18 protein-coding genes are annotated in these 16413 nt (G+C 65.2%); 9 read left to right on the forward strand and 9 right to left on the reverse strand.

Annotated features, from left to right (window positions below):
• The first annotated feature begins 34 nt into the window (after positions 1 to 34).
• Complete coding sequence (locus JJ959_RS19220; protein ID WP_292887408.1) at positions 35 to 235, forward strand: hypothetical protein; 201 nt, start codon at positions 35 to 37, stop codon at positions 233 to 235.
• Between the two features lie 75 nt (positions 236 to 310).
• Here JJ959_RS19220 and JJ959_RS19225 read toward each other — a convergent pair whose 3' ends face one another.
• Genes JJ959_RS19225 through JJ959_RS19240 form a run of 4 tightly spaced genes read right to left on the reverse strand, consistent with a single transcriptional unit; the run spans position 311 to position 3874 of the window.
• The gene (locus JJ959_RS19225) at positions 311 to 1171 is read right to left on the reverse strand and encodes a metal ABC transporter permease (protein WP_292887410.1); all 861 of its coding nucleotides are present in this window, start codon (positions 1169 to 1171) and stop codon (positions 311 to 313) included.
• Positions 1168 to 2046 (reverse strand): metal ABC transporter permease, encoded by an 879-nt coding sequence (locus JJ959_RS19230; protein ID WP_292887413.1) that lies wholly within the window; start codon positions 2044 to 2046, stop codon positions 1168 to 1170. Before JJ959_RS19230 ends, JJ959_RS19225 begins: the two co-directional genes overlap by 4 nt.
• Positions 2043 to 2948 (reverse strand): manganese/iron ABC transporter ATP-binding protein, encoded by a 906-nt coding sequence (locus JJ959_RS19235; RefSeq protein ID WP_292887416.1) that lies wholly within the window; start codon positions 2946 to 2948, stop codon positions 2043 to 2045. The genes JJ959_RS19230 and JJ959_RS19235 overlap by 4 nt, the downstream gene beginning before the upstream one ends.
• An 8-nt stretch (positions 2949 to 2956) precedes the next feature.
• The gene (locus JJ959_RS19240) at positions 2957 to 3874 is read right to left on the reverse strand and encodes a metal ABC transporter substrate-binding protein (protein ID WP_292887419.1); all 918 of its coding nucleotides are present in this window, start codon (positions 3872 to 3874) and stop codon (positions 2957 to 2959) included.
• A 161-nt stretch (positions 3875 to 4035) separates the two neighbouring features.
• On the opposite strand from JJ959_RS19240, the gene mntR reads away from it, so the two are divergent.
• Entirely contained in the window at positions 4036 to 4539 is a 504-nt protein-coding gene (gene mntR, locus JJ959_RS19245; RefSeq protein WP_292887424.1) for a manganese-binding transcriptional regulator MntR, read from the forward strand.
• Between the two features lie 79 nt (positions 4540 to 4618).
• Positions 4619 to 5725 (forward strand): histidinol-phosphate transaminase, encoded by a 1107-nt coding sequence (gene hisC / locus JJ959_RS19250; RefSeq protein WP_292887426.1) that lies wholly within the window; start codon positions 4619 to 4621, stop codon positions 5723 to 5725.
• A gap of 15 nt (positions 5726 to 5740) precedes the next feature.
• Here the strand turns inward: hisC and JJ959_RS19255 are convergent, their stop codons facing one another.
• Positions 5741 to 6484 carry a DUF1045 domain-containing protein gene (locus JJ959_RS19255; protein ID WP_292887428.1) on the reverse strand — a complete coding sequence of 248 codons (744 nt, stop codon included), beginning with the start codon at positions 6482 to 6484 and terminating at the stop codon, positions 5741 to 5743.
• A 92-nt stretch (positions 6485 to 6576) separates the two neighbouring features.
• Here JJ959_RS19255 and JJ959_RS19260 point away from each other — a divergent pair, with 92 nt between their 5' ends.
• A complete protein-coding gene (locus JJ959_RS19260; protein ID WP_292887431.1) occupies positions 6577 to 7731 on the forward strand; it encodes an alpha-D-ribose 1-methylphosphonate 5-triphosphate diphosphatase in 1155 nt (384 codons plus the stop codon).
• A gap of 154 nt (positions 7732 to 7885) precedes the next feature.
• Positions 7886 to 8335, forward strand: a complete 450-nt coding sequence (locus JJ959_RS19265) for a PAS domain-containing protein (RefSeq protein WP_292887434.1) — start codon at positions 7886 to 7888, stop codon at positions 8333 to 8335.
• Positions 8336 to 8338: 3 nt separating this feature from the next.
• On the opposite strand, the gene JJ959_RS19270 is transcribed toward JJ959_RS19265, so the two are convergent.
• From JJ959_RS19270 to JJ959_RS19280, 3 genes are all read right to left on the reverse strand, one after another.
• Positions 8339 to 8584, reverse strand: coding sequence for a DUF2312 domain-containing protein (locus JJ959_RS19270; protein WP_193188805.1), 246 nt, complete (start codon positions 8582 to 8584; stop codon positions 8339 to 8341).
• An 80-nt stretch (positions 8585 to 8664) separates the two neighbouring features.
• Complete coding sequence (locus JJ959_RS19275; RefSeq protein WP_292887442.1) at positions 8665 to 8988, reverse strand: DUF1244 domain-containing protein; 324 nt, start codon at positions 8986 to 8988, stop codon at positions 8665 to 8667.
• Between the two features lie 40 nt (positions 8989 to 9028).
• A complete protein-coding gene (locus JJ959_RS19280; protein ID WP_292887445.1) occupies positions 9029 to 9805 on the reverse strand; it encodes an N-formylglutamate amidohydrolase in 777 nt (258 codons plus the stop codon).
• A 132-nt stretch (positions 9806 to 9937) separates the two neighbouring features.
• Here JJ959_RS19280 and JJ959_RS19285 point away from each other — a divergent pair, with 132 nt between their 5' ends.
• The 3 genes from JJ959_RS19285 (at position 9938) to pyrF (ending at position 13723) form a co-directional block, all read left to right on the forward strand.
• A complete protein-coding gene (locus JJ959_RS19285; protein WP_292887448.1) occupies positions 9938 to 11239 on the forward strand; it encodes a glycerate kinase in 1302 nt (433 codons plus the stop codon).
• Between the two features lie 60 nt (positions 11240 to 11299).
• On the forward strand, positions 11300 to 12715 hold the full coding sequence (gene pyk / locus JJ959_RS19290) for a pyruvate kinase (RefSeq protein WP_292887451.1): 1416 nt from the start codon (positions 11300 to 11302) through the stop codon (positions 12713 to 12715).
• 99 nt (positions 12716 to 12814) lie between these two features.
• On the forward strand, positions 12815 to 13723 hold the full coding sequence (pyrF, locus tag JJ959_RS19295) for an orotidine-5'-phosphate decarboxylase (protein ID WP_292887454.1): 909 nt from the start codon (positions 12815 to 12817) through the stop codon (positions 13721 to 13723).
• Here the strand turns inward: pyrF and JJ959_RS19300 are convergent.
• Positions 13720 to 14454: a glucose 1-dehydrogenase gene (locus tag JJ959_RS19300; protein WP_292887456.1), complete on the reverse strand. Its 735-nt coding sequence runs from the start codon at positions 14452 to 14454 to the stop codon at positions 13720 to 13722. The two genes, pyrF and JJ959_RS19300, sit on opposite strands and share 4 nt — an antisense overlap.
• A 109-nt stretch (positions 14455 to 14563) precedes the next feature.
• Between JJ959_RS19300 and JJ959_RS19305 the strand changes: the two genes are divergently transcribed.
• On the forward strand, positions 14564 to 16279 hold the full coding sequence (locus JJ959_RS19305; protein WP_292887459.1) for an FAD-dependent oxidoreductase: 1716 nt from the start codon (positions 14564 to 14566) through the stop codon (positions 16277 to 16279).
• Positions 16280 to 16413: the final 134 nt, after the last annotated feature.

The following is a 16413-nucleotide window of genomic DNA, read 5'->3' on the forward strand; positions in this document are numbered from 1 at the left end:
GTGTAATCGGACGACGATGGTTTGGGAACCGATCATGAGTTCTTGCGACGACAAATTCGGCTGTGGCCCGACCGACACCTGCTACAGGGCGGTCGTAAACACCTATACGAAGATGAAGATGCTCGGCCAGCGCGACGAGATCTGCTTCAACTCCGCCGTGAAGGTGTACCAGCACCATCACCCGGAAGTGCCGAGCGCGCGCGCACCCTATGTGATCGCCGACTGGCTCGACTGAGCGATCTCTGCATAGACACCGTCGAGGGACGCGGTTCGACCGCGTCCTTTTTGTTTGTGCGGTCCGCGAAAGGGACTAGATGCCGTCTGCCGCGCGGGTTTTCCGCTGCGAAGCACGCCGCGTCAATGCCATCCGGCGGAGGAACGCCACCACGAACAGCGCGGTCAGGATCAGGATGATTGTCGGCGCCGGTGCGCTATCCAGGAAGAAGCTGAGATAGGTGCCGAGCAGCATCGAGGTCAGGCAGACCGCGACCGCGACGAGCAGCATCGGCCCGAACCGCCGGACCAGAAGGAAAGCGATGGCGCCGGGCGAGATCAGCAGGCCGATCGCGAGTATCAGACCGGTCGCCGACAGGGTCGCGACGATCGTGAGCGACAGGGCGGCCAGCAGTCCGTAGTGCAGCCAGGCGACAGGAAGGCCCGAGGTCTGGGCCTGCGCCGGGTCGAAGCTGTGCAGCAGCAGGTCCTTCCACTTGAGCAGGATCGCACCGGAAACGGCGAGGGCGATCAGCCCGGCGGTCCAGAGGTCTTTCGCGCCGACCCCGAGCATGTTGCCGAACAGGATATGATCGAGATGGGCGTTGGTCTCGATCGATACGAAGAGCACGATGCCGATCCCGAACATGCCCGAGAAGACGACGCCCATCACAGTGTCCTGCTTCACCCGGCTGTTGTGCGAGAGATAGCCGGTCGCGAGCGCACAGGTCATCCCGGCGGCGAAGGCGCCGAGGATCAGCGGCAGGCCGAGAATATAGGCGATCACGATGCCGGGCAGCACCGCATGGCTGACCGCGTCGCCCATCAGGGCCCAGCCTTTCAGTACCAGATAGCAGGAGAGCAGCGCCGTCGGCACCGCGACGATGAGAGAGATGGCGAAGGCGTTCAGCATGAAGCCGAAGCGGAACGGCATCAGCAGGGTCTCGAGCTCCGTCATGCGGTTCCCCTGAGCTTCCGGCTGCGCTGCAGCGCTTCAGCTGCCTTCCGGCGCGACGCCATCAGCCCGTGTTTTGGGGCGAAGACGAAGGCGGTCAGGAAGATCAGCGTCTGCAGCGTGACGATGATCCCGCCCGTCGCGCCGTCGAGGAAGTAGCTCGCATAGGCGCCGACGAAGCTGGTCAGCGTCCCGATGGCGATCGAGGTCAGGATCAGGCGCGGGAAGCGGTCGCAGAGCAGATAGGCCGTCGCGCCGGGGGTCACGACCATGGCGATGACGAGAAAGGCGCCGACGGTCTGCATCGCGGCGACGACTGAGGCGGAGAGCAGGACGAAGAAGACCGCCTTCAGGATCTCCGGGCGCAGACCGATGGAGCGGGCATGGCTCTCATCGAAGAAGGTGACCATCAGATCCTTCCATTTCGCCGTCAGCACGGCGAGCGAGATCGCCCCGATCAGGACAAGCTGCAGCGTATCCTCCGGCGTGATGGCGAGGATGTTGCCCATGGTGATGGTCTGGATGCTGACGGAGACCGGGCTGACCGAGACGATGAAGAGGCCGAGGCCGAAGAAGGAGGTGAAGATCAGGCCGATGATGGTGTCGATCTTGAGGCCCGAGCGCTCCGAGAGAAACAGCATCGCCCCCGCGGCGAGCCCGCCCGCGATGAAGGCGCCGAGCGCGAAGGGCAGACCGAGCATGTAGGCGCCGGCGACCCCGGGAACGACGGAGTGGGAAAGCGCGTCGCCGATCAGCGACCAGCCCTTCAGCATCAGGTAGGCGGAGAGAAAGGCGCAGACCCCGCCGACCAGCGCCGAAACCCACATGGCGTTGGTCATGTAGCCGTAGGAGAAGGGCTCCAGCAGCAGGTCGATCACTGGCCATCCTCGCTGCGGATCGTGTGCGTCCGCTCGCCGTACTGCACCAGAGGGCGCTCGTCGTCGGTGAAGATGGTGACTTCGCGGGTGTCCCCGTCCTCGTGCAGGTCGTTTCCGCCGAGGGTGAAATGGCGAAGCACACCGCCGAAGGCGCGTTCGAGGTTTTCGCGGGTGAAGGTCGTCTCGGTCGGGCCGAAGGCGAGCACCGTGCCTTTTACCAGGATCGTGCGGTCACAGAATTCCGGCACCGAGCCGAGATTGTGCGTCGAAACCAGCATCACGCGGCCCTCCTCGCGCAGTTCGCGCAGAAGCGCCACGATCTGGTCCTCGGTCTTCACGTCGACGCCGGTGAAGGGTTCGTCGAGCAGGATCACCTGTCCGTCCTGCGCCAGCGCGCGGGCGAGGAAGACGCGCTTGCGCTGGCCGCCCGATAGCTCGCCGATCTGGCGGTGGCGGTAGGCCTGCATGTTGACCCGCTCGAGGGCCCGGTCGACCGCCGCCCGGTCTTTTGCCGAAGGGCGGCGCAGGAAGCCCATATGGCCGTAGCGGCCCATCATCACCACGTCCTCGACCAGCACCGGAAAGGCCCAGTCGACATCCTCGGACTGCGGCACATAGGCGACGAGGTTCTCGCGGAGGGCTTCCTTCACGCTGCGCCCGAGCAGCCGGATCTCGCCCTCAGCGGTCGGCACGAAGCCCATGATGGCCTTGAAGAGGGTCGACTTGCCGGCGCCGTTGACGCCGACGAGTGCGGTCACGGTCCCGCGGGGGATCTCGAAGCAGGCGTCGAAGAGGGCAGTGTGGCCGTTGCGGTAAGTGACCGTGACATGCTGCGCGGAGATGCCGCCGGCGGCGTCTTTCTCCGCACTCGTGTCTCTCGTCGGATCGTCGCGCGCGAGCATGCCGGACCTCAGTTCGTCGGGGCCGCGAGGCCGTCGGCGACGGTGCGGGAGGTGACGGTCAGAAGATCGAGATAGGTCGGAACCGGCCCGTCCGCGGTGCTGAGCGAGTCGACATAAAGCTCGCCGCCATACCTGGCGCCGGTCTCCCGCGCGACCTGCTTGGCCGGCGCCGTGTTGACCGTACTCTCGCAGAACACGACGGGGATCTTGTTCTCGCGCACGCCGTCGATCACCTTGCGGACCTGCTGCGGCGTGCCGACCTGATCAGCGTTCATCGGCCAGAGATAGAGTTCCTTCAGGCCGAAATCGCGCGCGAGATAGCTGAAGGCGCCCTCGCAGGTCACGAGCCAGCGCGAGGCTTCCGGGATTGCCGAGATGCGGCGGCGCAAGGGCTCGATCGTGCTTCTGAGCTTCGCCTTGTAAGCAGAGGCATTTGCTTCGTAGAGCGCTGCGTTCGCCGGGTCATGCTTGGCGAAGGCGGCGGCGATGTTGTCGATATAGATCAGCGCGTTGTCGAGCCCCATCCAGGCGTGCGGATTGGGCTTGCCCTCGTAGGACCCGGATTTGATAGGGATCGGTGTGATGCCGTCGGACAGGATCACCGAGGGGATGGGGCCGAGATGGGAGAGAAACTGTTCGAACCAGAGCTCGAGATTGAGTCCGTTCCAGAGAATGAGATCGGCATCGCTCGCGCGGACAATGTCCTGCGGGGTGGGCTGGTAGCCGTGGATTTCCGCGCCGGGCTTGGTGATCGACACCACGTCTGCTGCCTCGCCCGCGACGTTCGCCGCGATATCTGCAAGGACGGTGAAGGTCGTCACGACCTTCATCCTCTCTGCGGCGAAGGCATTGTGTGCCGCCGCGACGCCGAATGTCAGGCCGACAGCGAGCAGGAACACTGACACTGTCCGCTTTGCGGCTTTCATTGCTCCCCCTTGGGTAACCGGTAACAGTTGCGATATCCCGTTCGCGGACTGCGCCGGGATCTGAACTCAAATCAGATATGGATTAATTTGTTAGGGCGTCAATAAAAATTTAGCTTATACTAATTATCTGTCCGGAACGGAAACTGGAAAAGGATCGGGATTTGACACGCGGCCGCAGCACGAAACTGGCGGAAGACCGGGATATGCCGGTCATAGATCTCGGCGATTCCAGCAAGCGTGCGGCCTTGTTCGAGCGCATCCGGCGGGACCACAGCGTCGAGATCGCCGAGGACTATGTCGAACTGATCGCAGACCTGATCGAAACCAACGGAGAGGCGCGGCTGGTCGATCTCGCGGATCTGCTCGGGGTCAGCCGGCCGACGGTGAACAACACCATTCAGCGCCTGCAGAAGGAAGGGCTTGTCGAGAGCAAGCCCTACCGGGCGATCTTCCTGACCGACAAGGGCCGCGCGGTCGCCGAGCACGCCCGTCAGCGTCACCATCTCGTGCTCGAGTTCCTGCACCTGATCGGTGTGCCGGCGGATATCGCCGAGGCCGATGCGGAGGGGCTGGAGCATCATCTCTCGGCGCAGACCCTCGACTGTCTCGCGAAGGCGACGGAGCTGCTCAGGAAAGCTGCCGCAAAAGACAGGGGCCATTCCTGAATTGCGCATGTACGGGCTCTGCGATTGACCATACGATCACGCGTTTTCCGCTGATCCCATTCCCTCCAGGAACAGTCCGATGGCCGAAGTCTCCGTTGAATCCACGATCCCGAAGCCCGCGCTGCGTGCGCTCCCCGACCCGGGACGCCCGCCGATCGAGGCCGACGTCGGCAAGGGACCGATCCGGCGGATGAACCTGAACGAGTCGCCCATCCAGCCCTCTCCGAAGGCGATTGCGGCGATGCAGGAGGCCTGCACCCGGGTGAACCGCTATCCCGATCCGCAATGGCGCGAACTGACTGCGGCAATCTCCGGCGCGACCGGGATCCCGCAGCATCGCATCGTCATGGGCAATGGCAGTGACGAAGCGATCGTCTCCGCCGGCCGTCTCGCGGTCTCGCCGGGAGACGAGGTGGTGGTTCCGATGCCGTCATTCCCCAGCTACAATAATGCCGCCGCGCTGAACGGCGGAACCGTTGTGACGGCGCCGGTGAAGGCGGATGGCAGCAATGACGTCGACGCGCTGATCGCGGCCTGCACGCCGAAGACCCGGATCGTCTTCGCCGCTTCGCCGAACAATCCGACCGGCGCGATCCTGACCTCGGCTGAGGTCGCGCGTCTCGTCGCCGGAGTGCCGGACACTGCGCTTCTGGTGCTGGACGAGGCCTATTACGAATTCGGCATCCATGCCGGCGGCGAGGACCATCTGAAGGTGATGGAAACCCGCAAGGGGCCGTGGGCGGTGTTCCGGACTTTCTCCAAGGCTTACGGGCTCGCCGGGATCCGCGTCGGCTACGTGCTCGCGGGCTCCGACGATATCGCCAAGGCGTTCCAGAAGGTGCGCAGCGTGTTCAACGTGAACGCGGTCGCCCAGGCGGGGGCGCTCGCGGCCTGGCACGACACGGCGCATCGGGAGATGCTACTGGAGAAGACCCGGATCGAGCGCGAACGACTGGTTGCGGGGCTGACCGAACTCGGCGCCGAGCCGTTCCCGACGGTGGCGAACTTCGTCACCGCGAAGATGGACCGTCCGGCGGCCGACGTCTGCTCCGCGCTTCTGGAACATGGCGTGATGATCGGACGGCTGATGTATCCGGGATACGAGAACTATATCCGCGTGACCGTCGGCAGCGCCGAGGATACGGATGCCTTTCTCGCCGCACTGAAAGAGGTTCTGGCGAAATAGGTCTGGCGGGAAGCGTCAACCGCCGAAGGGGAAATGCTCGAGGCGCAGGAACGGCGCCGACCGGTTTTCCTGGTGGAAGATGGAGATGGCGTCGACCCTGACAGGTGCCGCGAGCGCTTCCGCGCCGTGCTTCACGATCTCGCGCAGCAGCGCCTCGCGTTGCTCGTCCTCCCTGAGTCGCTTCGACAGTGTCATGTGAAAGCGGAATTCGTTCATCACGTAGGGATAGCCCCAGCGCTGCAGCATCAGCTCCTGCTGGCTTGAAAGCCCCGCTTCGCGGCGCTTCGCCAGTTCCGCCTCGCTCGGCAGCGCGCGCAGGGGGTCGAAGTCACGAACGCAATCGGCGGCAAGCTCGCGCATCGCCGCCTTGCTCTCCTTCTGCATAAGGGCAAGGAAACCGGACAGATCCCGGGCAACGAGATTGATTTCGAACGCCGTGCGTTTTGCCGCGAACCGGTCCGCTGCGTCCATCAGCTGTTCGGTCGAAAGGCCGGCCTTCAGGTGAAACGGCGGTTTCAAGGTGGCGTGGAAACCGTAGTCGCGGGCGGTCGCGGTCAAGGCCTTCTGGGTCTCCGCATCGAACCCGTCCAGCGCCGGCTGTTGCAGCTCCTCGCCGCTGATCGCGTCGCGCCCGAGCCAGGTCGAGCCGAAGCGGTGCAGCACAGTGCCTGCGTCCGGCGCGAAATAGATCGCATAGCGCGGGCTGTCGGGATCGGTGGACGGAGCGGGAGCCGGGAAATTCGGTGTGCTGCTGGTCATGGTGCGAGGGGCTCCGAAAGGTTCATCTCACTGTCAGGCTGACCGTGTATAGTCCGCCCTTATGACATGGCCAACCGGATCGGAGAAGTGCGTTGGGGGCGTTGATTCAGGGGGGACATGTGCTGGTCCCGGGAGAAGGTCTGGTCGAGACCGGCGTCAGGATCGAAGAGGACCGGATCACCGCGATCGGCGTCGATGCGGCGCCGCGTGACCGCATTGTCGATGCGGCCGGGCTTCTCGTTCTTCCGGGGATCGTCGACCTGCACGGCGACGCCTTTGAGCGCCAGCTCATGCCGCGTCCCGGCGTGCATTTCCCGACCGAGGTCGCCTTCGCCGATACTGACCGTCAGCTGATCTCGAACGGCATCACCACTGCCTACCACGCCGTCACTTACTCTTGGGAACCGGGCCTGCGCGGACGGGACACGGTGATCGAGATCATCGACGGACTGGACGAGGCCCGGTCGCGCCTGCTCGCCGATTCGCGCTTTCATCTCCGTTTCGAGCTCTACAACCTCGATGTCGCCGATGAGGTGGTGGACTGGATGCGGAACGGCCGGGTCGATCTTCTCGCCTTCAACGAGCATATGGCACCGATCCTTCGCAAGGTCGAAAGGGGCGAGCCGCTCGGCACCTATACCGGCCGGACCGGGCTTTCCGAGCCGGACTTCCTCGCGCTCGTGCGCGGGCTTGCGGCACGGAGCGAGGAGGTGCAGCCGACCGTGAGCCGGCTGGCGGAGATCGCGCTCGCCAACGGCATTCCGATGGCCTCCCATGATGACCGGACTCCCGACGAGCGCCGGCATTTCAATGCGCTCGGCTGCGGGATCGCGGAATTTCCCCTGACGCTCGACGCGGCGGAAGAAAGCCGGAAGCTCGGCAATACCGCGATCTTCGGCGCGCCGAACGTGCTGCGCGGCGGCAGCCACATGAAAGACGGCGGGATCCGGGCGGCGGACGAGGTGCGGGCGGGACGCTGCACGGCTCTGGTCTCCGACTATTATTATCCGTCGCTGCCGCAGGCGCCGTTCATCCTGGCGGCGGCGGGAGATGCCGATTTCGCCGAGGCCTGGAACCTGATTTCATGCAATCCGGCGCGAGCCGCCGGGCTGGATGACCGGGGCGAAATCGCCGTCGGCCAGCGTGCCGACATCCTGTTCGTCTCGCCGCCGTCCGGCGGTCGCCGGGCCGAGGTGCGTGCCACCTTCTGCGGTGGACGACCTGTTCTCGTTTCCGACTGGATCTGAGCCGGTAATGCGTCCGGCCCCTTATGCGGCTGCTGCAATGCTTGGCGGAAATAGTCCGCCGGACTACGCTGTATGCTAATATGCGCCCGGGAATGCGAAACGACGTGAAAGCGGGAAATACGTGAGCTTAGAGGATACGCCCCAGAGGGCTGCCGTGATTGGGGAAGGAACAGTCTTCGGGAGCGAGCGGGTCGGGCAGATTTTGGCTCAATGGAGCGACCTTGGAGCCGGTCGCATCGGACCCAGGCGCCGCGACGTCGATCCGATCGAATTGTTCGAGTTTTTGCCGAACCTCGCGATGATCAAGGTTGTCGAAGGCGATGACCCGTTCCAGTTCAGTCTGATCGGAACGGGGCTGGCGAAAATATACGGACTGGTCACGCGTCAGTCCGTGGCGCGCGCTGCTTTCCCTGGGCCGACGAAGGAGGTTCTCCAGCAGGCGCTCAAGCTTTGCGTGACGGAGCGTTCTCCGGTCCACGGGGTATGGCGCCAGCTGAAGACCGTCCAGGATGTCAAAGTCGACATAGAGGTCGTTTTTCTGCCGATTTCCGAAGACGGTGCCGAGGTGAACCGGATCCTCGGCTATCACGCGATCTCGCTCTGAACCCTATTCGATCCCGAGTGCGACCTTGTAGAGTTCCAAAAGGTGCTCCTGTTCCTGCAGATCGTCCTTGTCCAGTTTCCGGAGCTTAAGGATCTGGCGCATCGTCTTCACGTCGAAGCCGTTGCCCTTGGCTTCCGCGAACACGTCCTTGATGTCCGCGGCCAGCGCGGCTTTTTCTTCTTCGAGCCGCTCGATCCGTTCAATGTAGGAACGCAGCTGGTCCGCAGCGATACCGCCGACATCGGTCATGGAAGATCCCCGTACCTGGAAGGAAAAAACGAGCGGACAATAGTCAGGCCGTCCGCTCCCATCAAGCGCTGCTTGACGCGTCAGTGACTCTGTTTCGCCATCTCGGCGTCGAAGGCCTTCTTCTGCTCGGTGGAGGCCTCTTTCTGGTACTTCGCCTTCCAGTCGCCGTAAGGCTCGCCATAGACGATTTCCCGCGCCGCGTCGTAATCGAGCTCGAGGTTTCGCGACTCGGCTTCCGCCAGGTACCATTTCGAGAGGCAGTTGCGGCAGAAACCGGCGAGGTTCATCAGGTCGATATTCTGCACGTCCTTGCGCGCGTCGAGATGGGCCAGAAGCCTGCGGAAGGCCGCCGCCTCGAGCTCGGTGCGGGTCTGCTGGTCGAATTTGTCTGCCGGATTGCTCATCGTTTTCGCTCCCTCGCGCCTGGCGCGTTCGTTTCATGCCTCAGAGAGTAATGGACGCCAGCGCGATTTCCAGAGCGTTCCCGAAAATCTCCGCCCACTTCCGCGCACCGGCCTCGTCGCCGATCAGGTCCTGACGAAACTCGACCGCGACATGCGGCAGCCCGCGCGCCTCCGGATGGGCGTAAAGCGAAAAGCCGACGCCGGAATCGCGTCCCGAATAGGGTTCGTTGTCGCCGATCGAAAGCGCGAGGTCTTCGCGCAGCGCCTCGATCAACGGGCGGGCAAGCCGCTCGTCCTCGTTCCAGAGGATGCCGATCTCCCACGGGCGCCAGGTGCCGCCGTCGCGAAGCTGCGGCGTGAAGCTGTGCAGTCCGATGACGACGGGCATGCGCCCATCCGCCTCCATCGCGTGGATCCGGTGCCGTATGGCGTCGTGGTAGGGCTCGAAGATCTCCAGCCGCCGGGCCTCGCGCTGCGCGTCGGTCAGTGCCCAATTCCCGGGAACTTCGGTACCGTCGGCAACCTCCGGCATCGAGCCGGGGCCCCCGGGCACCCGGTTGCAGTCGATCACCAGGCGCGAGAAACAGGAATGCACCATCGGCGCATCGAAGCGGTCGGAAAGGTAGTTCCCGGCCCATTCGATCCCGATGTCGTAGCCGATATGCCGTCCGAGTTCGTCGTCCGGCAGACCGAGCCGGTCGAGCGATGCCGGGACCGCGTTCCGGTGGTGATCGGAGATGAAGAGCAGGCGGGAGGAGCCGTCGGGATTGCGTTCCCCGAACGGCGCCGGGTCCCGGTCGGTCAGGAGCGTGGCCATGTCTGTCCAGAGCGGTAGGCGATGTTCGAAGCGATCTATCGCCTTTTTGGGCATTGCTGGCAAGCGGCTCAGGGCCGCTTGTCCGGGGCAGGGGCCCGGACTAGACTCGGCCCGCTTTTGCGGGGGAGTGAGATGAGTTCCGAGGCCGAGATCCTGAAATCGCTGTTCGATGCCGCGGTCGCCGCCGCCGATCCCCAGCTCTGTTTGCCGCCCTTCCTTGACCGGGTCTTTGCTGAACCCGTCCCGGGCCGCGTCGTCGTGCTTGGCGCCGGCAAGGCGAGCGGCGCGATGGCGAAGGCCGTCGAGGACTACATGCAGGAGAAGCAGCCGGATCTCACCTATTCCGGTCTCGTGGTGACGCGCTATGAGCACGCCCTGCCCTGCCGGCATATCGAGATCGTCGAAGCGGCCCATCCGGTGCCGGACGAAAGCGGCCGCGAGGCCGCAAGGCGCATACTGGAAATCGCCGAAGGGCTCGGCCCGGACGATCTCGCGCTCTGCCTGATCTCCGGCGGTGGTTCGGCGCTTCTGACGGCTCCCGCCGAGGGCCTCGATTTCGAGGAGAAGCAGGCGCTGAACGGGGCGCTGCTGAAATCCGGTGCGACGATCCACGAGATGAACTGCGTCAGGAAGCATCTCTCCGCCATCAAGGGAGGCCGGCTTGCCGCCGCCGCGGCACCGGCGCGGCTGATCACGCTCGCGATCTCGGATGTGCCGGGGGACGATCTCGACGTCATCGCGTCAGGTCCGACGGTGCCGGACCCGACAACCCTCGCCGATGCTGTCGCCATCATCGAGAAATACGGGCTCGAGATCCCGGCAAAGGTCCGGGCGCTGCTCGACGATCCGCGGAACGAGACCCCGAAAGCGGGCGATCCGGCCTTCGCACGGACCGAGACCCATCTCGTCGCGGCGCCGCAGCGCTCGCTCGAGGCCGCGGCGGAAGCGGCGCGGGCGGCGGGCGTGACCCCGCTGATCCTCGGCGACTCGATCGAGGGTGAAAGCCGCGAGGTTGCCAAGATGCATGCCGCCATCGCCGCCCAGGTGGCGCGCCACGGCCAGCCGCTCAGCGCGCCGGCTGTCCTGCTCTCCGGTGGCGAGACCACGGTGACGGTGCGCGGCTCCGGGCGCGGCGGGCGGAATGCCGAATTCCTGCTCTCGCTTCTGGTCACGCTGCAGGAGCGGATGCCGGACTGTCGCGAGCATATCTCCGCCATCGCCTGCGACACCGACGGGATCGACGGCACCGAGGACAATGCGGGCTGCGTGATGACCGGCGAGATCCACGCGCGGCTCGCGGATGGGCTGGCCGATCCGAAGCCCTATCTTGCGAACAATGACGGGTATAGCTTCTTCGAGACGGCGGGAGGACTGGTGAAGACCGGCCCCACTCTCACCAACGTGAACGACTTCCGGGCCATCCTGATCCGGTAATCGTCACGGTCTCCGCAATGACGGTTTGAATTGTCATCTGGCTCGCGTTTAACTGGCATCATGAGAAGATATAGAAACACGAAAATCGTCGCGACGCTCGGTCCGGCAAGTTCGACCGCGGAGCGCATTGAGGAACTGTTCAGGGCCGGGGTGGATGTCTTCCGCCTGAACTTCAGTCACGGCTCGCACCGGGATCATGCCGAGCGGTTGAGGGTCATCCGGGAGCTGGAAAAGAAGACCGGCCGCCCGATCGCCATCATGGCCGACCTGCAGGGTCCGAAGCTCCGGATCGGGAGTTTCAAGGACGGGAAGATCGAGCTGAAGGCCGGCGCGAAGTTCCGGCTCGATCTGGATCGGGCGCCGGGCGACCAGAAACGCGTCTGCCTGCCGCATACGGAAATCTTCGACGCCATCGAAAAAGGCACCGACCTGCTGCTCGACGACGGCAAGATCCGACTGCAGGTCACGAAATGCGGGGACGGCTTCGCCGAGACCAAGGTGGTGACCGGCGGGCCGCTTTCGAACAACAAGGGCGTCAACGTGCCGAACGTCATGCTCGGCCTGTCGGCGCTCAGCACGAAGGACAAGACGGATCTCTCCTTCGCGCTCAGCATCGGGGTCGACTGGGTCGCGCTCTCCTTCGTGCAGCGTCCGGAGGATGTCGCCGAGGGCCGCAAGCTGATCGGCGACAAGGCGGCGATCATCGTGAAGCTGGAAAAGCCGGCGGCGATCGACCGGCTGGAGGAGATCTGCGAGCTGAGCGACGGCGTCATGGTGGCGCGCGGCGATCTCGGCGTCGAGATGCCGCCCGAGAAGGTCCCGATGCTGCAGAAGCGGATCATCAAGCTCTGCCGGTCCCTCGGCAAGCCGGTGGTGGTGGCGACGCAGATGCTGGATTCCATGGTCACCAGCCCGGCGCCGACCCGCGCCGAGGCCTCCGACGTGGCGACGGCGGTCTACGACTCGGCGGACGCGGTGATGCTGTCGGCGGAGTCGGCGGCCGGGTCCTATCCAGTCGAGGCGGTCGAGATGATGAACCGCATCATCCGCGAGGTCGAAGGCGACGCGATCTACCAGCAGATCATCAATGCGAGCCACGATGAGCCGGAACCGACGGTGTCCGACGCGATCACGCTTGCGGCCCGGCAGGTTGCGGAGACGGTGAGTGCCTCCTGTATCGTCACCTACACGACCTCGGGTTCGACCACGGTCCGTGCGTCGCGCGAACGGCCGGCGGTGCCGATCCTCTGTGTGACCGCAAACGAGCGGACGGCGCGGCGCCTTGCCATGGCCTGGGGCGTCCACGCGGTCCATGTCGAGCAGGAGCAGCGCTTCTCCGCCGTGGTGAAACGCGCGGTCGAGGTTGCGAAGTCGGAGGAGTTCGGGAAGCCGGGCGAGAAGATCGTCATCACCGCGGGCGTTCCGATGGGGACGCCGGGCTCGACGAACGTGCTCCGGGTCGAGCGAATTCCGTGATCTTGATTTGCCCGCTCGCAGCGCTCTAAAGCGGGTTTCGCGGGGTGGACAGGGCGGAGGGGTTCGCCTTATAAGCTGGAAACTTCTCCGGAGATTTCCATGCAGCATTTCGGCGATGCCCTGATCGGACGCGTGCGCGCGCTCGGCAACCCGCTTTGTCTCGGTCTCGACCCCTATCTCGACAAGATTCCGCCGCTGTTCCGCGACGGCGACATGTCGCCCGGCAACCCGCTGACGGCGCCTGCGGTCGAGGCCTTCCTGAAGGCGGTGCTGGACCGGGCCGAGGGCAGGGTGGCGGTGGTGAAGCCGCAGATCGCCTTCTTCGAGCGCATGGGCTGGCGCGGCATGCGCATGCTGGACGAGGTTTCGGCCCATGCCCGCAAGCTCGGCATGCTGGTGCTGCTGGACGCGAAGCGCGGTGATATCGGCAGCACGGCGGACGCCTATGCTGGCGCCTATCTCGCGGCCGATGCGCCGATGCCGTCCGATGCGATCACGCTCAATCCCTATCTCGGCCGGGACACGCTGCAGCCCTTCTTCACCACCGCGAAGCAAAACGGGCGCGGGCTCTTCATTCTGGTGAAGACCAGCAATCCCGGCTCCGGCGACTATCAGGACCTCAAGATCGGCAACCGCAGCCTCGCCGAGACCGTGGCCGACAGCCTGAAACAGATGTCGGGCGAGATGGAGGGGCCGGAGACCGGCTGGTCCTCGCTCGGCATCGTGGTCGGCGCGACCTACCCGGGCGAGGCTGAGCGGATCCGGGAGATCCTGCCGCGCACGATCTTCCTCGTCCCGGGATACGGCGCGCAGGGTGCGAGTGCGTCCGATGCGGTGAAGGGGTTCGTGACGGGGCCGAACGGGTTGGAGGGCGGCATCGTCAGCTCCTCGCGCGGCGTGCTTTATCCCTCCGGGTCCGATACCGACAGCGCCGCCGCCTGGGAGAAAGCCATCGACGCCGGCATCGACAAGGCGGCGACGGAGCTCGGTGAGGCCGTCTCCGCCTAGACCGCGAGATACCCCCCGTCGACCACCAGCGTCGTGCCGGTGACGTAGCTCGACATGCTAGAGGCAAGGAACAGCGCCGGTCCGACCAGTTCCTCCGGTTCTCCGAAACGGCCGAGCGGGATACGGGTCAGGAACTGTTTGTAGCGTTCCGGATCCTCGCGGGTCGGCAGGGTGATATCCGTTTTCATCGGGCCCGGCGCGATCGCGTTCACCCGCACGCCGTCCGGCGCCAGCTCCTGGGCGAGGCTCTGGGTCAGCATCTTCACCGCGGCTTTCGAGGTCGAATAGGCGATCGAGGTCGCGGTCGAGACGAAGGCCGCGACCGAGGCCATGTTGATGACCGTGCCCCGTGTCTCCCGCAGCTGGTGGACGAAGGCGAGGGTCATGTTGAGCGTGCCGTCGAGATTGACGTCCATTGCGCGGCGCCAGGTTTCCGCCACGTCCGGGCTGTCGATCCGGTTGCGCGGACAGATCCCGGCATTGTTGACGAGGACGCTGATCGGCCCGTGCTCCTCGGCGACCTTCGCCGCCGCCCTGTCGGCCGCGGCGCGGTCGGAGACATCGAGGCGCAGCGCGATCCCGGTGCCGATCAGGATGGCGGTCCGCTCGGCCGCTGCCGCGTCGATGTCGGCGCAGATCACCTGCGCGCCCTTGTCCGCGAAGCCTTGCGCTATTGCCGCGCCCAGTCCCTGTCCCGCGCCGGTGACCAGCACAAGCCTGCCTTCGAACATTCCGTTTCCTCCGGTTTCTTTCATTCTTTCATGACAATTACGGCGATAGACCGCCGGGCGGAAGGCGCTAGAGTTCAAAGAAAAAAGAAATCGAACGGAGGAGACGGGAATGGCGGCGGATCTGCATCCGACGGAAAGCTACGACGTGCTTGTGGTCGGTTCGGGCGCGGGCGGTCTGGCCAGCGCGGTCTCGGCGGCGCATCGCGGGCTTTCGGTCCTCGTGGTGGAGAAGGAGCCGGTCTTCGGCGGCACCTCGGCGCGCTCCGGCGGCTGGATGTGGATCCCGATGAACGCGCCGGGCAAGCGCGCCGGGATCAAGGACAGCCGGGAAGCGGCGGAAACCTACCTCAAGCACGAGGCGGGTGAATTCTATGACGCGGCCCGTGTCGATGCCTTTCTGGAAGCGGGGCCGAAGGCGGTCGAGTTCTACGAGACCGAGACCAGCCTGCAGTTCGATCTGGGCCCGACCTTCGCGGACTATCACCCGGACGCGCCGGGCGGCATGGATGCCGGGCGCTCGATCGTCGCGCGGCCCTTCGACGGACGCGAGCTCGGGGCCGAGATCAAGCGGCTGCGAAAGCCGCTGAAGGAGATCACCTTCTTCGGCCTGATGATCGGCACCGGCAAGGAGCTGCTGCATTTCTTCAATGTCACGCGCTCGCCGGTCTCTGCCTATTACGTCGCGATCCTGTTCTTCAAGTTCGTGCGCGACATGCTCTTCCACGGCCGCTCGATGCGATTGATGAACGGCAACGCGCTGGTCGCCCGGCTCGCCAAGTCCTGTTTCGACAAGGGCGTCGAGATCCGCACCGGCGCGCCGGTGCGTGAGCTGCTGAAGGATGACGCGGGACGGGTGATCGGCGCGGAGATCGATACGCCGAAGGGGCGCACGCGCGTCGTCGCGCGCAAGGGGGTGGTGCTTGCGGCGGGCGGCTTCCCGCACGATCCTGTGCGGCGCAAGCAGCTCTTCCCGCATGCGCCTTCCGGCCACGAGCATCTGAGCCCGGCGCCTCCGGGCAATACCGGCGACGGCCTCCGGCTCGGCGAGAGCATCGGTGCGGCGGTCCAGGACGACCTTCCGCACGCGGCGGCCTGGGTGCCGATCTCGCGCCCGGTCTGGTCCGACGGCACGCGCGGCACGTTCCCGCATTTCGTCGACCGCTCGAAGCCGGGGGTGATCGCCGTGACCCGTTCCGGCCGCCGCTTCGTCAACGAGTCGCACTCCTATCACGACTTCTGTCAGGCGATGTACGCGCGCTGCATGGAGGAAGGCGGCGAGATCTGCGCCTATTTCATCGTCGATCACCGGGTGCTCAGGAAATACGGTCTCGGCTACGTGAAGCCCTTCCCGGTGCCCTACAAGCAGCATATCAAGAGCGGATACCTCTTCACCGGAAAGACTTTGGAAGAACTCGCCGCGGCAATCGGCGCCGACCCGGTCCAGCTCCGGGCCACGGTCGAGGCCTATAACGGTCCGGCGGCGCGCGGCGAGGATCCGGAATTCGGCAAAGGGAGCACCGCCTACAACCGCTCCCTTGGGGATCCCGAACACAAGCCCAACCCCTGTGTCGCCCCGATCGGGGAGGGGCCCTACTACGCCGTGCGGCTGGAGATCGGCGATCTCGGCACCTTCGCCGGACTGAAGACAGATGCGAACGCGCAGGTGCTGGACGGGGAAGGTCAGCCGATCCCCGGCCTCTATGCCGCGGGCAATGACGCGGCGAGCATCATGGGCGGAAATTATCCGGGCGGCGGGATCACGCTCGGGCCCGCCGTGACCTTCGGATACATCGCCGCGCGGCACATGTCCGGGGCCAATTCCTGACCTCGCGAATCGGCGAAATTCCTTGCCTCTTCCCGAGACTCGTGCGGGAATGATTGTGGCGCGCGCGCTCGCGCCGCTCCCTGGTGCCAGCGCGTTGCGCCGGCTTGAAACCGCCTCACGCAAGAGGAGGACCG

Source organism: Nisaea sp. (assembly GCF_017640745.1).
In the GTDB taxonomy this organism is placed as follows: domain Bacteria; phylum Pseudomonadota; class Alphaproteobacteria; order Thalassobaculales; family Thalassobaculaceae; genus Nisaea.

Coding starts and splice junctions, on each gene's coding strand:
- JJ959_RS19220 (WP_292887408.1), top strand. CDS start 35: ATGAGTTCTTGCGACGACAAATTCGGCTGTGGCCCGACCGACACCTGC.
- JJ959_RS19225 (WP_292887410.1), bottom strand. CDS start 1,171: ATGACGGAGCTCGAGACCCTGCTGATGCCGTTCCGCTTCGGCTTCATG.
- JJ959_RS19235 (WP_292887416.1), bottom strand. CDS start 2,948: ATGCTCGCGCGCGACGATCCGACGAGAGACACGAGTGCGGAGAAAGAC.
- JJ959_RS19240 (WP_292887419.1), bottom strand. CDS start 3,874: ATGAAAGCCGCAAAGCGGACAGTGTCAGTGTTCCTGCTCGCTGTCGGC.
- hisC (WP_292887426.1), top strand. CDS start 4,619: ATGGCCGAAGTCTCCGTTGAATCCACGATCCCGAAGCCCGCGCTGCGT.
- JJ959_RS19255 (WP_292887428.1), bottom strand. CDS start 6,484: ATGACCAGCAGCACACCGAATTTCCCGGCTCCCGCTCCGTCCACCGAT.
- JJ959_RS19270 (WP_193188805.1), bottom strand. CDS start 8,584: ATGACCGATGTCGGCGGTATCGCTGCGGACCAGCTGCGTTCCTACATT.
- JJ959_RS19275 (WP_292887442.1), bottom strand. CDS start 8,988: ATGAGCAATCCGGCAGACAAATTCGACCAGCAGACCCGCACCGAGCTC.
- JJ959_RS19280 (WP_292887445.1), bottom strand. CDS start 9,805: ATGGCCACGCTCCTGACCGACCGGGACCCGGCGCCGTTCGGGGAACGC.
- JJ959_RS19285 (WP_292887448.1), top strand. CDS start 9,938: ATGAGTTCCGAGGCCGAGATCCTGAAATCGCTGTTCGATGCCGCGGTC.
- pyk (WP_292887451.1), top strand. CDS start 11,300: ATGAGAAGATATAGAAACACGAAAATCGTCGCGACGCTCGGTCCGGCA.
- pyrF (WP_292887454.1), top strand. CDS start 12,815: ATGCAGCATTTCGGCGATGCCCTGATCGGACGCGTGCGCGCGCTCGGC.
- JJ959_RS19300 (WP_292887456.1), bottom strand. CDS start 14,454: ATGTTCGAAGGCAGGCTTGTGCTGGTCACCGGCGCGGGACAGGGACTG.
- JJ959_RS19305 (WP_292887459.1), top strand. CDS start 14,564: ATGGCGGCGGATCTGCATCCGACGGAAAGCTACGACGTGCTTGTGGTC.